General features: G+C 61.5%; 23 protein-coding genes. 16 read left to right on the top strand and 7 right to left on the bottom strand.

Annotated elements, in window-relative coordinates; all coding sequences use genetic code 11:
• Positions 1 to 7: 7 nt before the first annotated feature.
• From F757_RS0101825 to F757_RS0101790, 8 genes are all read left to right on the top strand, one after another.
• Positions 8 to 952: a DUF2950 domain-containing protein gene (locus F757_RS0101825; protein ID WP_027209890.1), complete on the top strand. Its 945-nt coding sequence runs from the start codon at positions 8 to 10 to the stop codon at positions 950 to 952.
• Positions 953 to 1062: 110 nt separating this feature from the next.
• Positions 1063 to 1743: a paraquat-inducible protein A gene (locus F757_RS0101820; protein WP_027209889.1), complete on the top strand. Its 681-nt coding sequence runs from the start codon at positions 1063 to 1065 to the stop codon at positions 1741 to 1743.
• Positions 1744 to 1757: 14 nt separating this feature from the next.
• Positions 1758 to 2420, top strand: a complete 663-nt coding sequence (locus F757_RS0101815; protein WP_027209888.1) for a paraquat-inducible protein A — start codon at positions 1758 to 1760, stop codon at positions 2418 to 2420.
• Positions 2413 to 4041 (top strand): PqiB family protein, encoded by a 1629-nt coding sequence (locus tag F757_RS0101810; RefSeq protein ID WP_027209887.1) that lies wholly within the window; start codon positions 2413 to 2415, stop codon positions 4039 to 4041. The genes F757_RS0101815 and F757_RS0101810 overlap by 8 nt, the downstream gene beginning before the upstream one ends.
• The gene (locus F757_RS0101805) at positions 4038 to 4748 is read left to right on the top strand and encodes a PqiC family protein (RefSeq protein WP_027209886.1); all 711 of its coding nucleotides are present in this window, start codon (positions 4038 to 4040) and stop codon (positions 4746 to 4748) included. The genes F757_RS0101810 and F757_RS0101805 overlap by 4 nt, the downstream gene beginning before the upstream one ends.
• An 82-nt stretch (positions 4749 to 4830) precedes the next feature.
• Positions 4831 to 6600 carry a methyl-accepting chemotaxis protein gene (locus F757_RS0101800; RefSeq protein WP_027209885.1) on the top strand — a complete coding sequence of 590 codons (1770 nt, stop codon included), beginning with the start codon at positions 4831 to 4833 and terminating at the stop codon, positions 6598 to 6600.
• Between the two features lie 256 nt (positions 6601 to 6856).
• Complete coding sequence (locus tag F757_RS0101795) at positions 6857 to 8041, top strand: sigma-54-dependent Fis family transcriptional regulator (RefSeq protein WP_027209884.1); 1185 nt, start codon at positions 6857 to 6859, stop codon at positions 8039 to 8041.
• A gap of 84 nt (positions 8042 to 8125) precedes the next feature.
• Positions 8126 to 9928 carry an NAD(P)/FAD-dependent oxidoreductase gene (locus F757_RS0101790; protein WP_027209883.1) on the top strand — a complete coding sequence of 601 codons (1803 nt, stop codon included), beginning with the start codon at positions 8126 to 8128 and terminating at the stop codon, positions 9926 to 9928.
• Positions 9929 to 9969: 41 nt separating this feature from the next.
• On the opposite strand, the gene F757_RS0101785 is transcribed toward F757_RS0101790, so the two are convergent.
• Positions 9970 to 10821 (bottom strand): LysR substrate-binding domain-containing protein, encoded by an 852-nt coding sequence (locus F757_RS0101785; protein WP_027209882.1) that lies wholly within the window; start codon positions 10819 to 10821, stop codon positions 9970 to 9972.
• A gap of 124 nt (positions 10822 to 10945) precedes the next feature.
• Here F757_RS0101785 and F757_RS0101780 point away from each other — a divergent pair, with 124 nt between their 5' ends.
• Entirely contained in the window at positions 10946 to 11650 is a 705-nt protein-coding gene (locus tag F757_RS0101780) for a haloacid dehalogenase type II (RefSeq protein ID WP_027209881.1), read from the top strand.
• Positions 11651 to 11667: 17 nt separating this feature from the next.
• Positions 11668 to 12456, top strand: coding sequence for an aldolase (locus tag F757_RS0101775; RefSeq protein ID WP_027209880.1), 789 nt, complete (start codon positions 11668 to 11670; stop codon positions 12454 to 12456).
• Positions 12457 to 12458: 2 nt separating this feature from the next.
• Here the strand turns inward: F757_RS0101775 and F757_RS0101770 are convergent, their stop codons facing one another.
• Positions 12459 to 13271 (bottom strand): CerR family C-terminal domain-containing protein, encoded by an 813-nt coding sequence (locus F757_RS0101770; RefSeq protein ID WP_027209879.1) that lies wholly within the window; start codon positions 13269 to 13271, stop codon positions 12459 to 12461.
• 85 nt (positions 13272 to 13356) lie between these two features.
• Between F757_RS0101770 and F757_RS0101765 the strand changes: the two genes are divergently transcribed.
• The 4 genes from F757_RS0101765 to F757_RS0101750 are packed head-to-tail and all read left to right on the top strand — an operon-like array spanning position 13357 to position 17876.
• Positions 13357 to 14325, top strand: a complete 969-nt coding sequence (locus tag F757_RS0101765) for an HlyD family secretion protein (RefSeq protein WP_027209878.1) — start codon at positions 13357 to 13359, stop codon at positions 14323 to 14325.
• Positions 14322 to 15266, top strand: coding sequence for an ABC transporter ATP-binding protein (locus tag F757_RS0101760; RefSeq protein WP_027209877.1), 945 nt, complete (start codon positions 14322 to 14324; stop codon positions 15264 to 15266). The genes F757_RS0101765 and F757_RS0101760 overlap by 4 nt, the downstream gene beginning before the upstream one ends.
• Positions 15263 to 16405: an ABC transporter permease gene (locus F757_RS0101755; RefSeq protein ID WP_027209876.1), complete on the top strand. Its 1143-nt coding sequence runs from the start codon at positions 15263 to 15265 to the stop codon at positions 16403 to 16405. The genes F757_RS0101760 and F757_RS0101755 overlap by 4 nt, the downstream gene beginning before the upstream one ends.
• Positions 16406 to 16415: 10 nt before the next feature.
• A complete protein-coding gene (locus F757_RS0101750; protein WP_027209875.1) occupies positions 16416 to 17876 on the top strand; it encodes an efflux transporter outer membrane subunit in 1461 nt (486 codons plus the stop codon).
• A gap of 23 nt (positions 17877 to 17899) precedes the next feature.
• On the opposite strand, the gene F757_RS0101745 is transcribed toward F757_RS0101750, so the two are convergent.
• Positions 17900 to 18286, bottom strand: a complete 387-nt coding sequence (locus tag F757_RS0101745; RefSeq protein WP_027209874.1) for an ester cyclase — start codon at positions 18284 to 18286, stop codon at positions 17900 to 17902.
• A gap of 190 nt (positions 18287 to 18476) precedes the next feature.
• On the opposite strand from F757_RS0101745, the gene F757_RS0101740 reads away from it, so the two are divergent.
• Positions 18477 to 18986 carry a phasin family protein gene (locus F757_RS0101740; RefSeq protein ID WP_027209873.1) on the top strand — a complete coding sequence of 170 codons (510 nt, stop codon included), beginning with the start codon at positions 18477 to 18479 and terminating at the stop codon, positions 18984 to 18986.
• A gap of 49 nt (positions 18987 to 19035) precedes the next feature.
• Here the strand turns inward: F757_RS0101740 and F757_RS0101735 are convergent, their stop codons facing one another.
• From F757_RS0101735 to F757_RS0101720, 4 genes are all read right to left on the bottom strand, one after another.
• A complete protein-coding gene (locus F757_RS0101735) occupies positions 19036 to 19359 on the bottom strand; it encodes a hypothetical protein (RefSeq protein ID WP_027209872.1) in 324 nt (107 codons plus the stop codon).
• Positions 19356 to 20408: a sugar-transfer associated ATP-grasp domain-containing protein gene (locus F757_RS0101730; protein WP_027209871.1), complete on the bottom strand. Its 1053-nt coding sequence runs from the start codon at positions 20406 to 20408 to the stop codon at positions 19356 to 19358. The genes F757_RS0101735 and F757_RS0101730 overlap by 4 nt, the downstream gene beginning before the upstream one ends.
• A gap of 112 nt (positions 20409 to 20520) precedes the next feature.
• Entirely contained in the window at positions 20521 to 21897 is a 1377-nt protein-coding gene (locus F757_RS0101725; RefSeq protein ID WP_027209870.1) for an undecaprenyl-phosphate glucose phosphotransferase, read from the bottom strand.
• 39 nt (positions 21898 to 21936) lie between these two features.
• Positions 21937 to 23451: a mannose-1-phosphate guanylyltransferase/mannose-6-phosphate isomerase gene (locus tag F757_RS0101720; protein WP_027209869.1), complete on the bottom strand. Its 1515-nt coding sequence runs from the start codon at positions 23449 to 23451 to the stop codon at positions 21937 to 21939.
• A 612-nt stretch (positions 23452 to 24063) separates the two neighbouring features.
• Here F757_RS0101720 and F757_RS0101715 point away from each other — a divergent pair.
• Complete coding sequence (locus tag F757_RS0101715) at positions 24064 to 25311, top strand: O-antigen ligase family protein (protein ID WP_027209868.1); 1248 nt, start codon at positions 24064 to 24066, stop codon at positions 25309 to 25311.
• Positions 25312 to 25334: the final 23 nt, after the last annotated feature.

Genomic DNA, 25334 nt, shown 5'->3' with positions numbered 1-25334 from the left:
GCCGCTCATGAACTACATCCAATCGATTCGCGCTTGCGTCGCGAAAATTTCCGCACTGCCCTTGTCCCGTCAGTTTGCCCGCACGGCGCTCGCACTGTCGGCGCTGTTCGTCAGTACGGCACCGGCCCACGCGCAAGCCGTCTATCCGACCCCGGACGCCGCCGTGAACGCCTTCGTGGACGCGCTTGCCACCAACGACCACGCGGCGATGCAGCGGGTGCTCGGCAAGTACTACAACCGCTTCATTCCGTCGAAAGACGTCGGCGAGGAAGACATCTACGACTTCCTCGGTGCGTGGGCCGCGGGCCACCGCATCGTCGACGACGCCGCGCCGCTTCACGGCCGCCCAAGCAAGCATCTGTCCGTCGGCACGAGCGGCTGGACGCTGCCCATTCCGTTGGTGCAGGCCGAAAGCGGCTGGCGCTTCGATCCCGCAGCGGGCAGCGACGAAATCCTCACGCGCCGGATCGGCCGCAACGAACGCGCGGCGATCATGACATCGCTCGCTTATCTCGACGCGCAGCGCGATTTCCGCGCGTTGAGCGGGCACTATGCGCAGCGCCTGATCAGCACGCCGGGCCAGCACGACGGACTCTACTGGCCCACAGCTGAAGGCGAGGCGGAAAGCCCGCTCGGTCCGCTCGCGGCAGCCATGCCGAAGGTCGGCTCGATCAGCAAGGACGGTTATCACGGCTATCACTTCCGCATTCTGAGCGCGCAGGGTCCGCATGCGAAAGGCGGTGCGCTCGACTATGTGCAGAACGGCACGCTCACGCGCGGCTATGCGCTCGTTGCGTGGCCCGCGGAATATGGCAAGACCGGCGTAATGAGCTTCATTGTCAATCAGGAGGGCCAGGTATATCAAAAGGACCTTGGGCGCGATTCGTCGCGCAAAGCCGCGGCGCTCAGATCGTTCGACCCCGATCCGTCATGGCAACCGGTCATGCCGTGAACAGGCCGTGAACAGGCCGTGAACACGCCATGAATGCCCGGTGAGCGACGCAACGAGCGATGACGGCCGCGTCATGCCGCCGTCATCGCCGCTATTGACGCTCAATCCGCATGAACGACGATAAGCTGATCGCCTGCCACGAGTGCGACGCGCTGTACAGCAAGCCGCGGCTATGCGGCAAGTCATGCGCGCGCTGCCTGCGCTGCGGCGCGATCCTTTATCGCGGTATGTCGCGCCGGCTCGACGGTATTTGCGCACTGACGCTCGCGTCATTGGTCACGTTCGTGATCGCGCTCGGTTCTCCCATTCTCGAGCTGGAAACGGGCGGCATTACCTCGCGCACAAGCCTTTTCGGTGCGCTCGTCGCACTCTGGGACCAGGACATGCAACTGGTCGCCGCCATGGTGTTCTGCTCCACCGTGCTGTTCCCGCTGACCGAACTCGCCGCCCTGCTATACGTGCTGGTCGCGATACGTCACGGCTATGTGCCGCCCGCCTTCAATCGCATCCTGCGCGCGATCCAGTTCGTGCGGCCGTGGGGCATGATCGAAGTCTTCATGCTCGGCGTGCTCGTCACTATCGTGAAGATGGTGAGCCTCGCACGCGTGGTTCCGGGCGCGGCGCTGTTCGCCTTTGGCGCGCTCACGCTGATGCTTCTGCTTGTCGTGATGTTCGATCCGCGCACGCTCTGGGATCTCGCAGACGACATTCCGGATGCCTCGCGCCGCGCAAAAGAGGCGCATGCGCCCCCACCCCACGCAGATCGCCGGGCCGCGCGCCCCACGGTATAACACTGACCCTTGCGATGAAGACACTCACCGCCTCCCACGCCGGACTGCTCGCCTGCCACGCATGTGGGCGCGTCGAGCGACGCAGGGCCGGCCATGCGCCGCAGCACTGCGGGCGCTGCGGTGCACCGCTGCATCGGCGCAATCCCGCCAGCCTTTCGCGCACCTGGGCATTGCTGCTCGCGGCCGCGATCCTGTATGTGCCGGCCAATCTGCTGCCCGTCATGCACACCGCATCGCTGGTCGGCTCGGAAGACGACACGATCATCAGCGGCGTGATCTACTTCTGGACCTCGGGGTCGTGGCCACTCGCAATCGTCGTGTTCGTCGCGAGCATTCTCGTACCGATGCTCAAGCTCACCGTGCTCGTGCTGCTCGCCGCCAGCGCGCAACGCCGCTCCGCCTGGCGCCCGATGGAACGCGTCAAGCTGTATCGGCTCGTCGAGCGCATCGGCCGCTGGTCGATGCTGGATGTGTTCGTCATCACGCTCACCGTCGCGCTGGTGCGCTTCGAATCGCTCGCAGTCATTACCGCGGGGCCGGGCGCGCTTGCGTTCGGTTGTGTAGTCATCCTGACCATGCTGGCTTCAATGCAGTTCGACCCGCGACTGATCTGGGACCACGTCGAGGGCGGCAACCCGCTCACGGCCAGCACCGCCACGGAGCCGCCTCATGAATAGCACGCAAGATCCGGACACGCCAGCCGAACTGCCGGACGCGCCCGATCCCGGCATCGAGCCGCGCCGCGGCTGGCTGCCCTCTCTCGTCTGGCTGGTGCCGCTCATTGCGGCGCTGATCGGCATCGGGCTCGTCGTCAAGTCGATCACCGAACGCGGCCCACAGGTCACCATCAGTTTCAACAACGCGGAAGGTCTCGAACCCGGCAAGACCCAGGTCAAGTACAAGGAAGTCGTGATAGGCGCGGTCAAGTCGATCACGCTCTCGAAGGATCATTCGCACGTGGAAGTAGCCGTGCAATTGAGCAAGCAGGCCGAAGACTTCGCGGTGAAAGACACGCGCTTCTGGGTAGTGCGTCCGCGCATCGGCGCGAGCGGCGTGAGCGGAATCGGCACGCTGCTCTCGGGCGCCTATATCGGCGTGGACGCGGGCCGCTCGAAGGAAACGCGCGACACCTTCGTCGGGCTGGAGGCACCGCCGCCCGTTACCGCCGACCAGAAGGGCCGCCGCTTCACACTGCATGGCGATTCGCTCGGCTCCATCGACATCGGCTCGCCTATNTTCTACCGGCGCGTGCAGGTGGGTCAGGTGTACGGCCTCTCGCTCGACAAGGACGGCAAGGGCGTCACAATGCAGGTGTTCGTGGCCGCGCCCTACGACCAGTATGTCGGCACCAATTCGCGCTGGTGGCATGCAAGCGGCGTCAACGTGCGGCTCGATTCGAACGGCTTTGTCGTCAACACGCAATCTGTCACGTCCATCCTGGTGGGCGGCCTGTCGTTCCGCGCGCCGCCCGGCCAGGAGCGCGGACCGCAGGCGGCCGACTACACCAGCTTCCGACTTGCGTCCGACGAAGACGACGCGATGCGCGCACCGGACGGCCCGCCCATGCGCGCCGTGATGAAGTTTAACCAGTCGCTACGCGGCCTCTCGGTGGGCGCCGCCGTCGACTTGCGCGGCATCGTGCTCGGTCAGGTAATCGACATCGGCGTCGACTACGATCCGCAAACGCATAGCTTCACAATGCCCGTAACGGTTGAGCTATATCCCGACCGCCTGAAGCGCCGCACTCATGGCGCGCCGGCTCCCGATCTGGGCACCGCGGAGAGCCAGCAACTGCTGCGGCATCTCGTCGAGCGTGGTCTGCGTGCACAGTTGCGTACCGGTAATCTGCTGACGGGTCAGCTATACGTCGCGCTCGACGTTTTCCCTAAAGCCGCGCCCGTCAGTTTCGACGCCACGCGCGACCCGCTCGAGCTGCCGACCATCCCCAACTCGCTCGACGCATTGCAAACCCAGGTGGCCGACATTGCAAGAAAGCTGGAGCGAGTTCCATTCGACCAGATCGGCGCAAACCTGAACAACTCGCTGAAGAATGCCGACAGGCTCTTCGCGCAACTCAGTACGGAAGTGATGCCGCAGGCGCGCGACACGCTGGCGGCGGCGCGGCAAACCTTCAGTTCCGCCGAGGCTACGCTCAAACAGGATTCGCCGCTGCAGTCCGACATGCATCAGGCATTGCAGGAACTGACGCGCACGCTGCAGTCGCTGAATGCACTGGCCGATTATCTGGAGCGTCATCCGGAATCGCTCGTGCGCGGCAAGACGGGAGACCAGCCATGAACCGTCATGCAAGCCGCCGGACGGTGTCAGGTGTGCGCCGTTCGCTCGCAGCGTTGGCCACGTTCGTGGCGTGGGCGGCATGGCCGGGATTGGCAGGCGTGGCCGGGCTTAGCGCATGCTCTTCGCCGCCGAGCGGTTTCTACACGCTGGCTGGCGGGATGCCGCTCAGCAAGAGCCGCGGCACTGCACCGCCTGCGCTGCTGATCGACGTGGCTGCTGTCGACGTCCCCGCGCAAATCGCCAGAACGGCCTTTGTCGTGCACACCGGCGCAAATCGCGTCAACGTACTGGAGCAAACGCGTTGGGCCTCGCTGCCCGCCGACGAAATCCGTCAGGCGCTCTCGCAGGAACTCGCGCAGCGTCTCGACACGTTCGACGTCGCGCGTTCGCCGCGCCCCGCCGGTGTGCCGGTCTATCGCGTCACCGTGAACGTGCAGCGCTTCGAATCCTGGCCGGGCTCGCATGCGCTGATCGATGCGGTCTGGAGCGTGCGCGCCTTGGCCAGCCAGACGGTGGTGACCTGCCGCAGCGTCGTCAGCGAACCGGTGAGCGCGGGCAACAACGCGCTGGTCGCCGGGCACCGCCAGGCGCTTCAGCAAATTTCGGCAAATCTTGCCGAGGCAATTCGCACTCTCGACGCCGAGGCGAAGGCGCAAGCGCGGCGCCTTGCGCCGGCGCAAAGCCCGGCACTGTGCCCCACAACCTAGGGCGCTCAATTACAAACACCCTTCAGTATTCCAACAGACAGACGTAAACCAGATGTACGCCTTTTCTGGATACGGAACTGAAATGGAAAACATGAAGGTATCGACCCGCTTGCAGGCAGGGTTCGGACTGTTGACGGCGCTCATGCTCATGCTGGCCGCCATCGCGTTGTTCGGCCTGTCGCAACTGGACAAAAGTCTCGACGGCATTGCCCGCGTGAATAACGAGGAAACGCGTCTGGCGAACGTATTGCGCGCGTCGATCCAGGACCGCGCGATTGCCATCCGCAACCTCGCGTTGATCACCGATCCACGCGACGTCGCAGAAGAAGCGGAACGCATGAAGAAGCAGGACCAGATCTATGCGGACGCGTACCAGCAACTCACGCGGCTGTTCACCGAAGAGCCCAGCACCACCGCGAGAGAGCGCTCGCTGATCGACCAGATCAGGCAGGACGAAGCGGCGACAATGCCGCCGTTGCGCAAAGCAATCGAGCTCGCACTGGCTCAGAACACGGCGCTCGCAACCCAGGAGGTACTGCAGAATGCGCGTCCGCCGCAGCGAGTATGGCTCGCCCGCGCGACCGAACTGGCCGGCTTCGAAGACGAGTTGAACAAGGAGGCGCAGAAGAGCGCTGCTGCGACCTATTCGACGGTACGCAACATGGTCGCGGTGATCGCGGCAATTGCGGTCCTGCTGGGCATTGCAACCGCCGCGCTGATCTCGCGCAGCATTCTGCGGCAGTTGGGCGGCGAGCCGCGCGCCGCGCAGGAAATGGCTGCACAGATTGCACAAGGCAACCTCACCGTCCGCGTGCATGTCGCGCCAGGCGACCGGACCAGTTTGATGGCCTCGCTGGAAACGATGCGCGAGAAGCTCACGGCGATCGTGTCGGGCATCAAGACCTCGGCGGAATCCATCTCGGTGGCCGCAGGCGAGATCGCGCAAGGCAATCAGGATCTCTCGCAACGCACCGAGGAGCAGGCCGCGTCGCTGCAGCAAACCGCGGCCAGCATGGAAGAGTTGACTTCCACCGTGCGCAACAACACCGACAACGCGCGCCAGGGCAGCACGCTCGCAGCAGCGGCTTCCTCGACAGCCGCAACGGGCGGCGAAGTGGTCGAGCAGGTTGTGGTAACGATGCGCGACATCTCGTCGAGCTCGAGCAAAGTCACGGAAATCATTTCGGTGATCGAAGGAATTGCTTTCCAGACCAATATTCTCGCACTCAACGCCGCAGTGGAAGCCGCTCGCGCAGGTGAAGAAGGCCGGGGCTTTGCAGTAGTGGCCGGCGAAGTGCGCACGCTCGCGCAGCGCAGCGCGACGGCGGCAAAGGAAATCAAGGACCTGATAGAAGCGTCGGTGTCGCATGTGACAAGCGGCTCTCAGCTCGTCGAAAACGCCGGGAAGACGATGAGCGAGGTCGTGCGCTCGGTGCAACAGGTGACCGACATCATGGGCGAGATCGCTTCCGCATCGTCCGAGCAAACGAGGGGAATCGAGCAGGTGAACGTGGCCGTCACGCAGATGGACGAAGTCACCCAGCAAAACGCGGCGCTCGTCGAGCAGGCGACCGCCGCCGCGCAGGCCATGGCGGATCAGGCCGAAAGTCTGCGCTCCGCAGTGTCCGTTTTCACGGTCGCCGCAGGCGCTCAGGCTGTGCCAGGCGTCGCGCGCAGCGCGCAGGCCAAGCCGCTTTCCGCCGCCGCGACGCAGAAAAGAACCGTCCCGTTGACGGCGAAATCGAAGCCGATGGCCGCGAGCGCACCGCCATTGCGGCCGGCCGCACCGCAGCCGCGCGGCAAGGAACGCGAACTGCAGGACGCCGGCGCGAGCAGTTGGGAGACCTTCTAGGCCATACCTTCCGGTCAGAACCGGCGCCCGTGCGCCGGTTTTTTTTCGCTGGCAGCGAGCCCGTCCGGCACTTGCGGCCACCGCTTCGCGCGTGAGAAAAAATTCTCAGCGGCGACCATGGTGCACTGCAGTGTGATCTCCCGATCCTTGCATGCTACAAACGTACCGTACGTTTCAGGCTTCGGAGACAGACGGTGCTGCGTAGCGCAGAATGTCTCCGGCACCCAGTCGCGCTCAGTTCGCCCGGAGGCTCGTCATGCCCTACGTTCCGTCCACGAGACATATCGATCGCATATGCAACGTCATAGAAGGACGGACGCGGCGTCCGGGCGCCGACGGCAAACGCCTCGCCTCGTCGTATAAGCGCTCGCTCGAGCAATATCATCTGGACCCCGGTGCGACCGCCGGCCCGCGCATTCTCACGGTTCCCGAATTGCGCGACGTGCAGCACCGCGAAGAGTCGTTTTTGCGCGCGTCCGGCCAATGTCTGTCACGCCTGCACGAGATGGTTCGCGAAGCGGACTATTGCGTGATGCTGACCGACGCACAAGGCGTGACAATCGACTACCGGGTGGACAAGGACCGCCGCCATGACTTCAAGCGCGCCGGACTCTATCTCGGCTCATGCTGGTCGGAAAGCGAGGAAGGCACCTGTGGCGTCGCAACCGTATTGCTCGACGGGGAACCCATTACCGTCCACCGCAGCGATCATTTTCGCGCGGCCTTCACTACGCTCACCTGCAGCGCGTCCCCTATTTTCGGCTTGCATGGCGAATTGCTCGGCGTGCTCGACGCATCGGCCGTACGTTCGCCCGATGACCGGGAAAGCCAGCGGCTCGTCAACCACATCGTGCGGCAAAGCGCACTGCTGATAGAAGACGCTTACTTCCTCACGGCCGCAGCCGATTGCTGGGTTCTGCTCGCGCATCGCAACCGACATTATGTCGAGGCGCAGCCGGAGATCCTGATCGCCATCGACCCGCGCGGCCACGCCATTGCAGCCAACCGGCGCGCACGCGAATGCATACCTGCGCTCAAGCGACTGCCGCGTCACGTGTCTGAACTCTTCGACGTTCCGCCCGAGCGTCTGTTCGATGCCAAGGCAAACCGCGGCCTTGTTTCGCTCAGACTGAACGAGACCGGCTCGCCGCTCTTTGCGCGAGTGCGTGCACCGTCTGCGGCGCGCCTCTCGAGACGCAGCGGCGCCGTGCCACGCGACGCGAGCAAAAGCGTGAGCACGAGCATGAGCCGCGAGGGTGACGGGCCGCGCAACGCAGCCGTGGTTTCAGACGCCGACGCGCTCGAACGAAGCCGCATCGTGGGCGCGTTGAACGAGGCCAAATGGCGGACCGACGTGGCCGCGCAGGCGCTCGGCATGTCACGCGCAACGTTATACAGGCGCATTGCGAAGTTGCGCATTGTGCCGCCACACAAGTGCTAGCGACGCTGCACAGACTCCCTAGCGGGCACAGAACCCGCGTTTTTCACTGAAGTTTGACTATCCGTTTCGTATGGAGGAGCAACCATGTCTGAAAACACTGCAAATCAAGCGATATCCAATGTACTGGAGAGCCTCGAAGCCGCGCTGAAACGCGGCGATACGCAGGCTGCCGTCGCGCTGTTCCAGCCCGATTGTTACTGGCGCGATCTGGTCGCGTTCACCTGGAACATCAAGACGCTCGAAGGTCGCGAGCAGATCGCCGCGATGCTCGACGCGCAGTTGGCCGCAATCAAGCCGTCCCGACTACGGCTTGCCGATAACGAACCGGCAACGCAAGCGGACGGCATCACTCAAGGCTGGATCACGTTCGAAACGGGTGTCGCACGCGGCACCGGCTTCATCCGCCTGAAGGAGGGCCGCATCTGGACGCTGCTCACCGCGATGGCGGAGCTCAAAGGTCATGAAGAGCCCAAGGGGCCGCGCCGGCCGATGGGCGCCGAACACGGCGCGCGCCGCGACCGCACCAGCTGGAAAGAACGGCGTGAGGCGGAACTGGACGCACTCGGCAGTTCCGAACAGCCGTATTGCCTGATTGTCGGGGGCGGCCAGGGCGGTATTGGACTTGGTGCGCGGTTGCGCCAGTTGGGTGTGCCGACCATCATCGTCGACAAGAACGAAAGGCCCGGCGATGCATGGCGCAAGCGCTACAAGACGCTCTGCCTGCACGATCCGGTGTGGTACGACCATATGCCTTACCTGCCCTTTCCCGACAACTGGCCGGTCTTCACGCCGAAGGACAAGATAGGCGACTGGCTGGAGATGTACACCAAGGTGATGGAGCTGAACTACTGGGGGTCGACAGTCTGCAAATCGGCGCGCTACGACGAAGCGAAAGGCGAATGGATCGTCGAAATGGAGCGTAGCGGACAACCCGTCACGTTACGCCCGAAACAGCTCGTGCTTGCCACCGGCATGTCCGGCAAGCCGAATATTCCGAGCTTCAAGGGCATGGATGTATTCAAGGGCGAGCAGCATCATTCGTCGCAGCATCCGGGGCCGGACGCGTATCACGGCCAGAAGGTCGTGGTGATCGGCGCGAACAATTCGGCGCACGACATCTGCGCAGCGCTTTGGGAAGCAGGCGTCGACGTGACGATGGTGCAGCGCTCGTCCACGCACATCGTGAAGTCCGATTCGCTGATGGACTTGGCACTCGGCGATCTTTATTCGGAGCGCGCGGTGGCCGCGGGCATGACCACCGCCAGGGCGGATCTGACCTTCGCGTCGATTCCGTATGCGATTCTTCACCAGTTCCAGATTCCGGTCTTCAACGCGATTCGCGAACGCGACGCGCAATTCTATGCGCGGCTTGAAAAGAGCGGCTTCATGCTCGACTTCGGCGACGACGACTCCGGCCTCTTCATGAAGTATCTGCGGCGCGGCTCCGGCTATTACATCGACGTCGGCGCATCAGAACTCGTCGCCGACGGCAAGATCAAGCTGAAAAGCGGCGTGGATGTGGTCGAATTGAAAGAACATTCGGTATTGCTCAGCGACGGTAGCGAACTCGAGGCGGATCTCATTGTGTACGCAACGGGCTATGGTTCGATGAACGGCTGGGCCGCGGACCTCATTTCGCGCGAGGTCGCCGACAAGGTCGGCAAAGTGTGGGGGCTCGGCTCGAACACGACCAAAGACCCTGGGCCATGGGAGGGCGAACAGCGCAACATGTGGAAGCCCACTCAACAGCAGGCGCTGTGGTTTCATGGCGGCAATCTGCACCAGTCGCGCCATTACTCGCAGTATCTGTCCTTGCAACTGAAGGCTCGCATGGAAAGCATTCCGACACCGGTCTATGGATTGCAGCAGGTGCACCACCTCTCATAACCAGAAAAGCGCGCGGCCGGCGCGTCGTTTCGCCGGCCCCTCTATGCGCTCATTTCCTCCAGAAGAAAGTCGACCAGCGCGCGCTGATGCGCATTGAGCACACCGCCGGAGCTGACGAGCGCAAGCTCTGTCGGCGGCAAAGGCGGAAAGCCATTGCATAACCGATGCTCGGGGAGCACTGCTGTAGTGGGCAGAACCGAAATGCCCAAGCCCGAAGAAACCGCTGCCTGAATGCCTGTCAGGCTGTGGCTTCCGAATGCCACGCGCCAACGCCGATGCGCCTTGTCGAGACCGCGAATCGCGCGCTGTCTGTACACGCAGCCTTGCGGAAACAGCGCGAGTGGAATGGGTTCGTCGGAAGACGGTTCCGGCGCGAAAGCGTTGGCCCCCTGCACCCATACGAGCGACTCCGGCCACGCTGCAAGACATTCGCCGCTTGCCGGCTCGCGCTTGACCAGCGCGATTTCTATCTCACCACTGGACAGTCTGCGTTGCAGGTCTGCACTCATGCCGGCCACAGTTTCGAGCCTGACGCCCGGCTTCGTTTTGACGAAGCCGGACAGTATGGCCGACATGCGGCGCGCGTCGAAATCTTCCGGCACCCCTATGCGCAGCGGCGTGACCGCCACATCGCTCGTGAGCGCGTCCTGCGCCTCCTGCGCCAGTGCAAGCAGGCGCCGCGCGTATTGCGCAAGCAGTTCGCCATGCTCGGTTGCCGTCACCTGATTGCCCGTGCGGTCCCGCAGCAGCAATGTACGGCCGACCAGTTCTTCCAGGCGCCGAACCTGTTGGCTCACAGTGGATTGCGTGCGATGCACGCGCTCGCCCGCCCGCGTGAAGCTGCCTTCGTCCACCACGCAAATGAGCGTATTCAGCAGGTCGAGATCAAGCATGGTGAGCTCGCTTGGTTATTTGCAATGCAACTGATGTCGAGAGATTAATTTAATTTTCCAATAACCGTCAATGCACTTAACCTTGAGGCCATTCACAGATCGACTCATTTCTGGAGCACACTCCATGTCACTGGCTAACACCGCACGCCCGCACTGGCTTACGTTCGACTGTTACGGCACCTTGATCCAATGGGATGAAGGCCTGCAGGCTGCGGTACGCGACATTCTTCAGACCAAGGGTGCGGATCAGGTGGATTCAGCCAAACTGATCGCCGTATACGACCGGCACGAACATGCGCTCGAGCAGACCGCGCCGCACCGCTCGTTTCGCGAAGTGGCCGCCACCGCGCTAAGCCTTGCACTCGCCGAACTCGGCTTGCCCGGCGATGCACAGGACATTCGCACTCTGACGGACCGCATTTCGGCGATGCCGCCGTTTCCGGAAGTTGTCGACACATTGCGGCGACTCAAGCACGATGGCTATCGGCTGTGCATTGTGTCGAATACCGACGACGACATCATTGCGGGCAACGTCGCGCAACTGGGCGGTTTGATCGACCGCGTAATTACCGCTCAACAGGCGGGTGCGTATAAGCCGAACCGGAGGCTATTCGATTACGCGCACGCTCAGTTGAGCTTGACGCGCGACGAGGTCGTGCATATTTGCGCGAGTCCGCATCTCGACCATGCGGCCGCGCGCGACGTCGGTTTTCGCTGCGTATGGATCGACCGTGCAACGGGCCGCAAGCTACTGCACGATTACACGCCCGATGCGACACTCTCTACACTGGATCAGGTGCCGGCGCTGTTTGCTTCGCTCGGCTGGTGACTCTCAGGAACGACTATATGGCGCATACACTTTCTGCTACTGGCTGGTCCTCATCGTCCCCGACATTGCGACTCGACTCCGACGCCGTCAACGAGGCGCGCATAGAACTCGCGGCGTGCTTTCAACTGGCGGCGCAATATGGTCTTGAAGAAGGGATCTGTAATCATTTCTCAGCCTTGGTGCCGGGACACGACAACCTGTTTTTCGTCAATCCGTATGGCTATGCGTTCTCCGAGATCACCGCATCGCGACTTCTGATCTGCGATTTCGACGGACATGTCGTGGCGGGCGAAGGCAAGCCCGAAGCAACGGCGTTTTTTATCCACGCGCGCTTGCATCGGCTAAAGCCTCGCGTGAAGGCCGCTTTTCATACGCACATGCCGAATGCCACTGCGTTATGTCTGCTCGAAGGCCCACCGTTGTTGTGGCTTGGGCAAACGGCACTGAAGTTCTACGGCCGCACTGCCGTCGACGAACATTACAACGGCCTCGCGCTGGACGATTCAGAAGGGGATCGCATTGCCGCCGCGACCGGCGACGCGGACATCGTGTTCCTCAAGAATCACGGCGTGATGGTAATGGGCGGAAGCATTGCAGAAGCATGGGACGATCTGTATTACCTGGAGCGCGCCGCGCAGGTGCAACTCAAGGCAATGAGCAGCAATCAAGCGTTAAAGGCCGTGCCGCATGAGGTAGCGCAGCGTACCTATGAACAGATGCGCGCCGCCGACAAAGAAAGCGCGCGGGCACATCTGCAAAGCGGCATTCGCGAGTTGCGCAGGCGCGGGATCGTCTTCGATCAATAGCACTATTTGCGCACCTTATGTGCGGCGGCAACTGCATCGAGCCCCGCCATCACGAAGCGCGTGAAGTCCTCCACGAGCGCTGCCCGGTCTTTTGCAACAGCGGGCAGCAAAGCCGCCTGCACCTGGCGCGGCGCGATCATTAGTGCGATGCATGGCAGCACGCTGAACATCAGCGCTCGCTGCACCGCTGGCTCGTGCGGATTTAACTGCAGCACTTCTCCAACGAGTCCGAGCAATACGGTGGCCTTGGGACGCACCGCCTTTTCTATGAGCGCGGGCATGGCCGGTGACGGCGACAACACTTCGCGCAGCATCAACATGAATCCCCACGGCGCGCTGGTGCTGGTAGAAAGACCCACGAATCGCGAGATGACCGCGCGCAGTTTGTCCCGCGCGTCGCCAGGCGCCTCCGTCAGCGCGGACAATTCGTCGAGGCTCACCACCTGACGGTGCGCCTCGACGAGCGCCGCCTCGTAAAGCGCCTCCCTGCTGCCGAAGTGATAGTTCACCGACGCCATAGGCGTGCCCGCACGCTCGCATATTTCCTTGCTGGTGGCATCGGCGAAACCGCGCGCGGCGAATACCTGTCCTGCAGTGTCCAGCAGATGCTGGCGCGTTGCCGCACCATCGGGCCGGCTCGCGCGCTTCACACGCACTGACTCCTGTGCTCGCCCGCGCGGTTTCGGCTCTTTCGCCTGTTTCGCCTGTTCTGTACGGGTCGCGCGTGCCGAGGCCGCCACGGGCTTTCTGGCGGTTCTAACTTCCGCGCTCCTGTCCGTCATTTTCGCAGCGATGGTGGCTCGTTTCGTCGGCATGGCAAGGGCAAGCCCGAAAAAATAGTTTGAATTCAAATTTCAATTCACCTATATTCATTGTACTTCATCTGCGCGGGCATCACCCATGAAGCACCTCGTCATCCGGATCAGGCGGCCGACTTGCGCCCTGCTTGCCAGTGCGTTGCTCACAGCATGCTCGCATCGCGAAGAAAATGCATACCAGGGTTATGTGGAAGGCGAATTCGTCTATCTCGCATCGTCGCAAGCCGGCAAGCTAGTGCAGTTACAGGTCGCGCGCGGGCAAACCATCAAGGCAGACTCGCCACTCTTCGCGCTGGAATCCGTCAACGAAGCCGCTGCACTGCAACAGGCACAGCAGCAGCTTGCGGCGGCCCGCTCGCAACTCGCCGACATTCAGACCGGCAAGCGCGCGCCCGAAGTCGACGTCAACCGCGCGCAGCTGGCACAGGCCACGGCAAACGCCCGCAAGGCGGCGCTTGAACTCACGCGCGACGAAGCGCAGTACAACGCAGGCGGCATTTCGAAAGCACAGCTTGACGATTCGCGAGCGAATGCGGATGCCGCTTCGGCACAAGTTCGTGAACTCACGAACCAGGTGGCAGTGGCGCGGTTGCCCGGGCGCGCGCAGCAGATCACCGCGCAGCAGGCGCAGGTCGCCGCGGCCGAAGCCGTTGTCACGCAGGCCAGGTGGAAGCTGGATCAGAAGCGGGTAGTGGCGCCAGCCGACGGGCTCGTCTACGACACGCTTTATAGGAACGGCGAATGGGTGCCGGCGGGCAACCCGGTGGTGCAGATGCTGCCGCCGCAAAACATCAAGGTGCGCTTTTTCGTGCCGGAGACCCTGGTCGGCGCACTCTCGCCCGGCCGCGCGGTGTCTATCCACTGCGACGGATGCACAGCGGATTTGCCCGCGAAAATCACCTACGTGTCGAGCAAAGCGGAGTACACGCCGCCGGTGATCTACAGCAACGAGAGCCGTGCCAAGCTCGTGTTCATGATCGAGGCCCACACCTCCGTTGCGGACGCAACCAGTCTTCATCCGGGGCAGCCGGTAGCGGTGGCACTCAAATGAGCGCCAATGCTCCCGGGTATGTCATCGACGTGCACGGCCTGAACAAGCATTTCGGCGACAAACATGTGGTCAACGACGTTTCATTGCAGGTGGCACGCGGCGAAATATTTGGCTTCCTCGGGCCCAACGGCAGCGGCAAGACGACTTCTATCCGTTTGATGTGCGGACTGCTCACGCCAGACTCCGGCACCGGCACCTGCCTCGGCTACGACATTCGCCGCGAAAGTGCGCAGATCAAGCGCAATGTGGGCTATATGACGCAGCGCTTTTCGTACTGGGAAGATCTGACCATTCGCGAGAACCTCGACTTCGTCGCGCGCGTCTACCAGATGCGCAATCGCCGGGAAGTGGTCGACAAATCACTCGAAGCGCTCGGACTGCAAAGCCGCGCGAACCAGCTCACCGGCTCGCTGTCCGGCGGCTGGAAACAACGTCTCGCACTCGCGGCATGCATGCTGCACGAACCCAAACTATTGCTGCTCGACGAACCCACCGCGGGCGTCGACCCTACCGCGCGGCGCGACTTCTGGGAGGAACTGCATCGGCTCGCCGCGCGCGGCATTTCCGTTCTCGTCAGCACGCATTACATGGATGAAGCCGAGCGCTGCCACAAGCTCGGCTATATCGCTTATGGAAAACTGCTTGCGCAAGGCACGTCAAAAGAAGTGATCGACTCGCAGGACCTCGCTACGTGGTCTATTCAGGGCGAGCATCTGAGCGAACTGTCCGAGAAGCTGCGTGCCACGCCCGGCGTCGATCAGACCGTCGTATTCGGCGCCGCGCTGCACGCGAGCGGTCGCGACCACGCTGCATTGGAGCGCGCGCTCAGGCAAGCGACCGCCGGCACGAAGCTGCGCATGGAGCCGATAGACACCGGACTCGAAGACGTGTTCATCTATCTGATGAGTCATTCGCAAGACAACTTTGGAGCGCGATCGTGAGCGCGGTGTCCGCTTTTTCGTTGACGCGCTGGTGGAGCGTAGTCCTGAAGGAATTTCTTCAATTGCGGCGCGACCGCGTGACGTTCGCAATGATCGTCGGCGTGCCCATCGTTCAGCTTGCGCTGTTCGGTTTCGCCATCAATACCGACCCGAAGCATCTGCCCACCGCCGTCATCGTTCACGATCAGAGCCAGTTTTCGCGCAGTTTCATTGCGGCAATGACCAACTCCGCGTATTTCGACATCGTCGAGACTCTGCCTGACGAAGAGGCGGGCCACCGCGCGCTCGCGCAAGGCCGCGTGCAGTTCGTGATGACCATACCCGTCGATTTTTCGAGGAAGCTGCTGCGCGGCGAACATCCTTCACTGCTAGTCGAAGCAGACGCAACCGACCCGACCGCGACCCACACAGCCGTCGCCGCGCTGCCCAATCTCGTGCAACCTGTTGCGGATAAGGACATCAAGGGGCCGCTCGCGCACCTGAACGGCGGGCAGAGCGCGTTTGGCGTGCAGGTTCACAACCTGTACAACCCGGAAGGGATAACGCAGTACAACGTGGTTCCCGGACTCATGGGCGTCATTCTGACCATGACGCTCGTGATGATGACAGGCCTCGCCGTCACGCGCGAGCGGGAACGCGGCACGATGGAAAACCTGCTCGCTACGCCGGTTCTACCCGTGGAGGTGATGACCGGCAAGATCGTACCCTATGTGGCGATCGGGCTGATTCAGGCGACCATCATTCTGATTGCGACACGTTTCGTGTTTCATGTGCCTTTTGTGGGCAGCCCCGTCGCAATCTATCTGGCCGCCCTGCTCTTCATTGCCGCGAATCTCACGGTGGGCATTACGTTGTCGTCGCTCGCGCAGAACCAGTTGCAGGCCATGCAGCTTACTGTGTTCTATTTCCTGCCGAATATCCTCCTGTCGGGTTTCATGTTTCCATTCGCCGGCATGCCGCAATGGGCGCAATTCATCGGCAACCTGTTGCCATTGACCTATTTCAACCGGCTCATCCGCGGAATTGTGCTCAAGGGCGACGGCTGGGCGGACCTATGGCCGTCGGTATGGCCTCTCGCGCTTTTCACTGCCGTCGTCATGGCGATTGCACTGCGCTTCTACCGGCGCACACTCGACTAGGAAGACTTTGATGAAAGCACTTCTTGTTGTGTGCGCAATCGCTTTGAGCGGCTGCGCAGTAGGACCCGACTTCAACGCCCCGGCCGCGCCAGACACACAAACCTATACACCGCACGCGCTCCCCGAACGTACGGTCTCCTCCGACGGCCCAAGCGGCTCCTCGCAGACGTTCAACACGGCGCGCGGCGTCATGCCCATGTGGTGGCGCGAATTCCAGTCCGATGCACTCAACCGTCTTGTGGATGAAGCGTTGCATCAAAACCCCACGCTCGCGCATGCGCGCGCACGACTGATTCAGGCGCGTGAGAATTACACAGCACTCGCGGGCACGACCCAGTTCCCGAGTATCGACGCGACACTGTCCGGCGCACGGCAAAAAGTGGATCCGGCCGCGTTCGGCATTCCACATGTGCAGAGTGCTGGACCGTTTTCGTTGTTCGGCGCGTCGGTCAGTGTTTCATACGCGTTCGACATTTTCGGCGGCAATCGGCGTGCGCTCGAGGCAAGCATGGCCCAGGTCGATTACGAGTCATACGAACTGGATGCCGCGCGCCTGAGCATTGCAGGCAATATTGTGTCCACTGCGGTGCGGCGCGCGTCATTGCAACAGCAGATAGCACTGACGCAGCGCCTCGCCGACGCACAGGCACAGCAGCTCTCGATCATCGAGGCGCGCTTCGCTGCCGGCGGCGTTTCGCAACTCGATGTACGCAGCCAGCGTACGCTGCTTGCTCAGACGCGCGCATTACTGCCGACGCTTGCAACACAGCTCTCGGCTGCCGATCACCAACTCGCCATTCTGCTCGGGCGGGCACCGTCGCAGGCGGACTTCGAGAACCTCACGTTCGATGCGCTGCACTTGCCTCTGGATGTTCCCGTTACTTTGCCTTCTACACTGGCGCGTGCAAGGCCCGACATCATGGCGGCCGAGGCATTGCTGCACGAAGCGAGCGCGAACGTTGGGGTCGCAACCGCCAACCTGTATCCGCAATTTGCACTGTCGGCAGGAATCGGCTCGCAGCGCACACGTGTCGGCGACATCGTGAATGGCCTGAACATCTGGAATATCGGCCTGAATCTCACGCAGCCAATCTTTCACGGCGGAGAACTGCATGCGAAGAAGCGCGCAGCCGAGGCCGCCTATGCGGGCGCGTTTGCGAACTATCGGCAAATCGTGCTGCAGGCACTGCAACAGGTGGCCGACTCGCTGAGCGCCGTGGAAAACGACGCACGCGAACTTCAGGCTCGCACCGAGGCCGCACAGGAAGCGCAAGCGAGCCTGAACGTAGCGACTAAGCGGTATGCGGCGGGCGGCATCAGTCAGTTCGCGCTTCTGGAAGCCGAACGTCAGTCTTTGCAGACGACGCTCGATCGCACTCGCGCACAGGCAAACCGCTTGTCCGACACGGCCGCCTTGTTTCAGGCGCTCGGCAGCGGCGTGACAGAAACCTCGGTGGGCAGCATTCCCTGAAAGGACCGCAGCCCGCCTCGCGGCTACAATTGCGCTTCGATAGCCGCTTTGTCGATAATCGACCACACCTGGCCGATTCGCTCGCCGCGAAATTCGTAGAACACGTTTTCGGTAAAGCTCACTGTTCTGCCGTTGACATCGAGGCCGAGAAATCTCCCTTTCGGCGAGCAATTAAAGCGCAACCGCGCCGCGACGTACGCCGGGTCGGCGAGCAGCAGCTCAATGTCGAAATGAAGATCTGGAATCTCGCGGAAGTCTCTCTCGAGCATGGCGCGGTAGCCTGAATAACCGATGCGCTGGTCGTTGTAGTACACGTCGTCATGCACGAATTGCGGCAACTTCTGCCAGTCCTGTCTGTTCAGGCACGCAATGTAGCCCCGGTAAATATCCGAGAGATCGGGTTGGGTCATGGCAGACGTTCTACTCCTCGACAAACGAAAGCACCGCGAAATCGTCATCGCTCCTGCCGCGGCAGCAAACCATGCTCCCGCCGGCTTCGTTTCGCCACTATCCGGCTCGCTCGAGAGGAGGAATAGGCGTTGCTAAACCAATGCCTGTTGTCGCGGATTCCCTTCCACTCGCATTGAAACGGAGCACCTCATGAATGCAATCGTCCTGAACCAGCCGAATGTTCCTCAGCAAAGCCATCCAATTGCCGCCTACGATTTTGCCGCAAAAGCCGTTGCCGGGCTTGAAAAAGTTGTCGAACTCAACGTGCAGACGGTGAAGACCTCGTTGTCGGAGCAACAGGCACTCGTCGATGCGGCGCTTTCGGCCACCTCTATGGACCAGATATTCGATTTGCAATTCCAGCAGGTTCCCGCGGCAGTAAAAAAGACATGCGCCTATTGGGGACACGTCGAGGACATCGCGGTAGACATGCACAATGATTTCACAAACGTCGTGCAGGACAGCTTGCAAGGCTATCTCTCCACGCTGTTCTCGTTTCTCGACAGCGCTGCGTCGTTCGGCATTGCTTCCACTGCCCGCACGAATATCACGAGCCCGCTCGCGATTGAACAGCCGCCTGCCCCCCGCAAAGAGCCTGTCGTGATCGTGGACAGTTCGGGCAACGTGGTTTCGTCCAGCCCCCGGACGGATCTGCACTAAGCGGCAACAGGCGGCGCAGCGAAGCGGCGGCGCTGCGTCGCCTGTTCAATCAGGCACCGCGCGCCACGTCGATCAACTCCTTCACCCGCCGTGCAATGTTCGTCAGGATATTCTGCGAGGAAGCCGGTTGTTGCTTGCGATGTGGCATGCGCTGCACATCCTCCCAGTCGCTTTCCAGCGCGCGGGCGTGACTCTCCGGCGTGAACGGCCACTCCATTGCGATGGCGCGCACCGGCGCGTCGCGGCGGCCTTCGCCCGACTGCTCGATATATGCATTGATCGCCAATGCCTCACGCTCGGCCGCCTCCTTCGACTCCGCCGCGAGGAAGTCGTCAGGCCCTTCGATATGGACGCACCAGAGTTGTTCGCTCACGCGACCTTCCTTGCCGAATACTGTCGTAAAGGACCGGAATTCAGCAGCTCCCACTTCAAGTCGGAAAAACATGGGCCTTGCGTCGCCTCACTGAACTTAACGTCGTTGTGCTCGCCGTTCCACTCCATCACCTGAACCTTGTCGTCGATATCGACGGTCACGTCCCACCCGATGCAGCGCGCAAACGGAACCTTGCGATGAAGGTTCAGCACGGTTTCCACGCAATCGTCGAATGCGGGCATTTTCAGGCCGGCAAACCGTACTCCTGAATCGGGATGTTCCTCTGTTGCGCCCCAATCGGTCAGAATGCCTTGCCGGGCGAGTTCGCCTGTCATGAGGTCCACGGGCACGCAAACCTCGTCATCCACACTGATGTGCGTATGACGCGCTCTGCCGAGCCGCAGGAACGCAGCGCGAAGGGAAGCGTGGCCCAGGTCGTCCACGGTGGTCGTGAGGCGCAAGGTGGCCACGGAGTTAGGGGCAAACGTGCTGAGCAGCGGATGCTGAACGATGAACTTCTGAATGACGCCGTTACCGAGTGATTTGATCTGACCGCAGTCGAACGATGCGCGATCGAAGAAATGAATGCCTTTGCCTTGGGCTGAGCCGTCGAGCTTGAAAACGATCCTGTCGCACTCGCGAAACACCACATTTTCGAGCTCCTGCTCGGGCACCACGACATTACGGTCTGTGAAAAACAGACCGTTTGCGAAGTAGGCTATGTCGGGAAAGGCGTCACAGCCGAAGATGACGCGTGACATCGGCTTCAGATTCGAGATCCGCCCGTAGCCGCCCTTCATGCTGGGCACGACCACGCCACCGTAGTAGTTATCTGGAATCCAGCCCTCCTTGAACGTCCCGCTGAACGCCGCATAAACGCGCAACCAGGGCGCGTAAATCGCGTTGCCGAAGACATCGCGCGCGTAGGTATCGGCCAGCTTCAGATTGGCGGGATCGGGCGGTCCGTACTTTTTCTGCAATAACCGCAAGACCCGTTTTGCCTGTGCGCCATGAACCTGGTGGAACGCGTACTGTCCCACCTTTTTCATCGAACGCCTGACTACTTTTTCAACGTCGTTTAGTTTCATAGCCGCTAAGCGATCAGATTCACGTTCCGCCACTCATACACCGCACGACCGGCGCCCCGATCCTGAGAGCGGATCAGTAAGCGTTCGGATGATGCAGGCCCTTGAATATCGTCGCGCAAATAATCTTGACGTCCAGCGCGAATGACCAGTTTCGCAGGTAGTACAGATCATGTGCCACACGGCCTTCCATTTTCTCGATGCGATCGGTCTCGCCGCGAAAGCCATTGATCTGCGCCCAGCCAGTGATACCCGGCTTGATACGGTAGCGATGAATGTAGCCTGAGACAATGCCTTGATACAGGTCGTCATGTTCAAGTGCATGCGGCCTCGGGCCCACCACCGACATGTCTCCGCGCAGCACGTTGAAGAATTGCGGCAGTTCGTCGAGGCTCGTGCGCCGCAAGAACCGCCCAACGCGAGTGATGCGCGGGTCCCCCCGCGTCGCCTGTTCGAGAACGCCTTGCTTCTGTTGATGCAGACGCATACTGCGGAACTTGTAGATCATGAAGACGCGCCCGTCCGCGCCTTTGCGGCACTGCTTGAAGAAGACGGGACCGGGCGAACTCAGCTTGACCGCTATCGCACACGCAAGCAGTATCGGCGACACGGCGATCAATGCAACAAGCGCGAAAACGCGGTCGAACAATTCCTTCTTCACCATTGCATTCGGCGGCAACGGCGATGCGGCCAGATTGATGGTGGGAAAGCCGAGCAGTTCGGTCACGCTTCCATCGAAAAGCGCGAGAGCACGCACGTCCGGCATGAACCGCACGTTGATCAGGTCGTTGCGAAACTCGTCGACCAGTTCGAGAATGGCACGCTCTTCAGATAAGGGCAGCGCGAGCCACACTTCGTCGACATGCTGCTCGCGCACGTACTTCGCAAATACCGCGCGCTGCTCGAACACCGGTACGGAACTCGTCGATTCCCTGACAGGACGAAGATTGTAGACAGCGCTGGGCCGGAAGCCCGCGGCAGGCTCTTTCTCCATCTTGCGCAAGATCTCGTCGCAATGGTCGCCGCATGCGGCCACGGCCACCTTCTGCAGGTTCAAGCCCGCATTGCGAACCCGTCCGAGCAGAACATGGGTCACCATGCGGCCGGCGATCATCGCGCCGCCCGCTATGCCTGTCCAATACGCGAACCAGAGGCGGGACACAAAGTCGATGCGATGCAGTGAAAACATCAACGCAAGTGCGCACGCCTGCACGATCAGCCAGCCGAGCGCCACCTGCCCCACCAGCACGCGTTTCGATCGACCGCGCCACGATTGGTAGACGCCCAGCGCTGGAAACACCGCGAGCGAAAACGCCGCCGCGAACGCGACGAAAGCCAGATAAAAATTGTGTTGAGCGAGATCGTCGAAACGGATATGAGAAGCGGCGAGCGCACCACCGAGAATCATCGCCACATCGAACAGCCTGGCCAACAGACCGGTAATCAATCGCATAGCAGACCCCTCGAACGCGCTCTGGTTCATCACCATCGATTAACCTGCCCGGCCGTACTTGTCGTCGAAGCGGACGATGTCGTCCTCGCCAAGATAGGCTCCGGACTGCACCTCGATGATCTGAAGCGGCACGCAACCGGGATTCTCCAGACGATGACGAACGCCGAGCGGGATATACGTCGACTCGTTCTCGCCAAGCAGGAATTTCTCGTCGCCGCGCGTGACGAGCGCGGTGCCGCTTACGACGATCCAGTGCTCCGCGCGGTGATGATGCATCTGCAACGAGAGGCGCGCGCCCGGCATCACGACAATGCGTTTCACCTGAAAGCGGTCCCCGTGATCAATGGAATCGTAAAAACCCCAGGGGCGCCGCACCTTCCGGTGCGCTTCCGCTTCCGGCGATTTTTCGGCCTTGATGCGCGATACGAGCCCCTTGATGTCCTGCACGTGCGAACGGTCGGCGACCAGAACCGCGTCATCCGTTTCGACGACGATCAGGTCGTGCGTACCGACACACGCCAGCAACCGGCCACCTTGCGAACGCGCATAGGTCGCCGTCGCGCCCTCGAACAGAACGCGGCCACTTGCTGCGTTGCCGCACTCATCCTTTTCCATCGCCTGCCACACGGCGTCCCATGAGCCGAGGTCCGACCAGCCCGCCTGAAGCGGCACCACTATGCCCGCGACTTGCGAGTCGGGCTTGCCGAGGTGTTCCATCACCGCATAGTCGATGGAATCCGATGGCGATTGCAGAAAGGCCTCGGCATCGGGCACGACGCAGCCATCAGTGACTTTCGCGCCTTCATAGGCCCGCACGCAGGCATCGTGGATTTGCGGCTGGAACTGCTTGATGAGCGCCAGCCAGACCGATGCCCGCACCACGAACATGCCGCTGTTCCACCAGTAATTGCCGGACTCGACATACTGCGCCGCGAGCTCGGGCGCCGGTTTTTCCACGAATCGTTCGATGCGATAGGCGCCATCCTCCAACGCAGTGCCGAGACGGATGTAGCCGAAGCCAGTATCGGCGCCGGTAGGCGGAACGCCCAGCGTCGCAATGGCGCCTGCGTCTGCATGAACCGCTGCGGTCTGTATTGCTTCATGAAGCGCGGGGAGGTTTTCGATGGCGTGGTCCGCGGGCATCGCAACAAGAATCACGTCATTGCCCGCGGAAGCTGCCGCGAGCGCAGCCAGCGTCAGCGCGGGAGCCGTATCGCGGCGCCCCGGCTCGACGACAATCCGCGCGTTCACGCCGCTTTCGCGAGCCTGTTCGAAAGTTGCGAAGTAGTGTTCAGCACCGCAAACAATCACCGGCTCGGGTGTTACGGTCCACGAAGGACCGAAGTCGTCCATTCGGCTCATCGTGGCTTGCAGCAACGTCTTGTCGCCGATCACGTCGATGAGCTGTTTCGGAAATTGTTCTCGCGAGACAGGCCATAGACGCGTACCGGAGCCGCCTGCGAGAATCACCTGCGCGAGCGGCGGGCATTGCTGCGAGACCTCGATGCGAGCCTCGGTGTCCATCTCGCCGGCGGTTGCAAATACTTTATCCATTTATATCGCTCCTCTGCATGGAGGCCGTAGCGCGATTAATCGCATAAGCGCCGACGAAATACGCTGCACGTCGGCACTGCTCCGGTCTCACATGTGATCAATGACGGGGGTGGGCATCAACGGGCTCGGCGAGCCACGCTGTCCGCGCAAAACCAGGAATGTGCGCTGCATCTGCTACCTCTTGCGAGGAAAACCGCACACATGTCGGCGTGGCGCCGGAAAGCCGAGGCCACTCAAGCATTACTCGATGTGATCCATCATAGTCACCTCACGCTGCACCACAGCAATGGTGGCGCGTTCAGTTGAGGTTTTGGCCAGCCTCGTGGCATCAGTGTGCGCGGGCGCGCATTCGGCCTTTCTTCACTCTCGCGAGTGTGCGCCGACGCGTGGAAATGAGTGTCCATACGTGGTAACTTCGCGTAGTACCTTCGCGTGGTACGTTCGCGTGGTCCATCTTCATGACAGATTCGCAATCCTTCATTCGAACGTAGGGCCACGATCCTGTTCGGGCGCACCACCATGGTGGCGTGCCGCTTATCCAACCACGTTGTGTTCGCACGTAATGGCACTGTCATTGCAAGCTATGCGCCATTTGTTTTTCCGGGAGTCGCAATGGCTTACATTTCGCTACTCGCACTGTTTTTGACGGTCACGAACTTCGTGCCTGTCAGCGCGGTCGGCTTCGTGCCGATCTTCGTGTACTCATGGCGCTTTTTCGGCCGGCGCTATCCGGCGTTCATCACTCCGCTGACGGTGTTGACGGCGCTTATCGTCGCCTCCACGCTGCTTTACGATCCGAAATCATTCGCGGAGTTTGACTTCTATCGGCGCGACGGTAACTTCTTCATTTCGTATGCTCCCATTTTTGCCGGTTGCCTATACGTGCATCGCCTCGACCTGAACAAAGTACTCCGCACGTTCTTTATCTTCGCGGTGGGGATCAATATTCCGCCGTACGCCCTCTACATCGTCGGTACCGGCTTGCTCGGCATCTTCACGAATCCGGACAACAGCTTTGGCAGCTACTTCATTGCGCGCAATGCGGCGGGTGGGTTCTTCGCCATGCTGTTCTGCCTGGGGGTGGGTTGCTATCTGCAAAAGCGCAGCACGCTCCTGCTCGGGCTGCTGGCAATGAACGCACTCATGCTGTTTTCCACCTACAGCCGCGGCTCGCTGCTCGGCGCCGCCGCGGTACTGCCGTACCTCTATTTCGGCCGCAAGCGCTGGATGCTGGCCGTGCTGATGGGCGGCCTCATAGTCGGCTCCCTTGCGATGGCGGTGTATCACACAGACCCGGGCGTGGACTACATGGGCTATCCGTTCAGCATCCACAACCAGGATGCGAAGGTGGCCAACCTCAACATCCGCTACGAGTGGCTGTGGCCGCGCGCCCTCGCCTATTTCGGGCAGAGCCCGATTGTAGGCCTCGGCTTCGGTTCCTTCGACGACCACATTGGCCGCGTCGTCTCGTACTTTCACCTGTTCGGTGCGCCGTCGGACATTCTTGTGGAGCATAGTGACTCGCACGCTCACAACTCGTACCTGAACTTCCTCGCCGAGACAGGCGTGATTGGTCTGTTCCTGATGCTGAGCTTCTTCTGGAAACTCGTGGAATGGAGCAAGCTCGGGGCAGCTGCGGGTGCGCTGGTAGGCGGCGGTCAAAACTTCGCGGCATTCCGCTTTGTCGAGATATCGTCCGTGTGCCTGCTGGTCATGGCGGCAACCGAGCACCGCCTCGTGTCACCTTCGAACGTTCTGATCCTTTCGCTCGTCATCTCGCTGCTGCTGGCCTCGCAATCGGCCAATGCAATCTTTGCGGAATTCCGCCGGCGGAACTCGCTGATCCGCTCGCGCGTCTGACCATCTTCACGCCCACCTTGATG

This window comes from Burkholderia sp. WSM2232, assembly GCF_000472545.1.
Taxonomy (GTDB): Bacteria; Pseudomonadota; Gammaproteobacteria; order Burkholderiales; family Burkholderiaceae; genus Paraburkholderia.
The sequence above is the reverse complement of the archived record's forward strand: the minus strand, read 5'-3'. Positions and strand labels throughout refer to the sequence as shown.

What these genes read in the sequence shown, in the direction of transcription:
- F757_RS0101805 (WP_027209886.1), top strand. Translation starts at nt 4,038, where the DNA reads ATGAACCGTCATGCAAGCCGCCGGACGGTGTCAGGTGTGCGCCGTTCG.
- F757_RS0101745 (WP_027209874.1), bottom strand. Translation starts at nt 18,286, where the DNA reads ATGACCCAACCCGATCTCTCGGATATTTACCGGGGCTACATTGCGTGC.
- F757_RS0101730 (WP_027209871.1), bottom strand. Translation starts at nt 20,408, where the DNA reads ATGAAAAAGGTGGGACAGTACGCGTTCCACCAGGTTCATGGCGCACAG.
- F757_RS0101790 (WP_027209883.1), top strand. Translation starts at nt 8,126, where the DNA reads ATGTCTGAAAACACTGCAAATCAAGCGATATCCAATGTACTGGAGAGC.
- F757_RS0101760 (WP_027209877.1), top strand. Translation starts at nt 14,322, where the DNA reads ATGAGCGCCAATGCTCCCGGGTATGTCATCGACGTGCACGGCCTGAAC.
- F757_RS0101800 (WP_027209885.1), top strand. Translation starts at nt 4,831, where the DNA reads ATGGAAAACATGAAGGTATCGACCCGCTTGCAGGCAGGGTTCGGACTG.
- F757_RS0101775 (WP_027209880.1), top strand. Translation starts at nt 11,668, where the DNA reads ATGGCGCATACACTTTCTGCTACTGGCTGGTCCTCATCGTCCCCGACA.
- F757_RS0101715 (WP_027209868.1), top strand. Translation starts at nt 24,064, where the DNA reads ATGGCTTACATTTCGCTACTCGCACTGTTTTTGACGGTCACGAACTTC.
- F757_RS0101725 (WP_027209870.1), bottom strand. Translation starts at nt 21,897, where the DNA reads ATGCGATTGATTACCGGTCTGTTGGCCAGGCTGTTCGATGTGGCGATG.
- F757_RS0101795 (WP_027209884.1), top strand. Translation starts at nt 6,857, where the DNA reads ATGCCCTACGTTCCGTCCACGAGACATATCGATCGCATATGCAACGTC.
- F757_RS0101750 (WP_027209875.1), top strand. Translation starts at nt 16,416, where the DNA reads ATGAAAGCACTTCTTGTTGTGTGCGCAATCGCTTTGAGCGGCTGCGCA.
- F757_RS0101740 (WP_027209873.1), top strand. Translation starts at nt 18,477, where the DNA reads ATGAATGCAATCGTCCTGAACCAGCCGAATGTTCCTCAGCAAAGCCAT.
- F757_RS0101765 (WP_027209878.1), top strand. Translation starts at nt 13,357, where the DNA reads ATGAAGCACCTCGTCATCCGGATCAGGCGGCCGACTTGCGCCCTGCTT.
- F757_RS0101780 (WP_027209881.1), top strand. Translation starts at nt 10,946, where the DNA reads ATGTCACTGGCTAACACCGCACGCCCGCACTGGCTTACGTTCGACTGT.
- F757_RS0101825 (WP_027209890.1), top strand. Translation starts at nt 8, where the DNA reads ATGAACTACATCCAATCGATTCGCGCTTGCGTCGCGAAAATTTCCGCA.
- F757_RS0101815 (WP_027209888.1), top strand. Translation starts at nt 1,758, where the DNA reads ATGAAGACACTCACCGCCTCCCACGCCGGACTGCTCGCCTGCCACGCA.
- F757_RS0101785 (WP_027209882.1), bottom strand. Translation starts at nt 10,821, where the DNA reads ATGCTTGATCTCGACCTGCTGAATACGCTCATTTGCGTGGTGGACGAA.
- F757_RS0101820 (WP_027209889.1), top strand. Translation starts at nt 1,063, where the DNA reads ATGAACGACGATAAGCTGATCGCCTGCCACGAGTGCGACGCGCTGTAC.
- F757_RS0101770 (WP_027209879.1), bottom strand. Translation starts at nt 13,271, where the DNA reads ATGCCGACGAAACGAGCCACCATCGCTGCGAAAATGACGGACAGGAGC.
- F757_RS0101720 (WP_027209869.1), bottom strand. Translation starts at nt 23,451, where the DNA reads ATGGATAAAGTATTTGCAACCGCCGGCGAGATGGACACCGAGGCTCGC.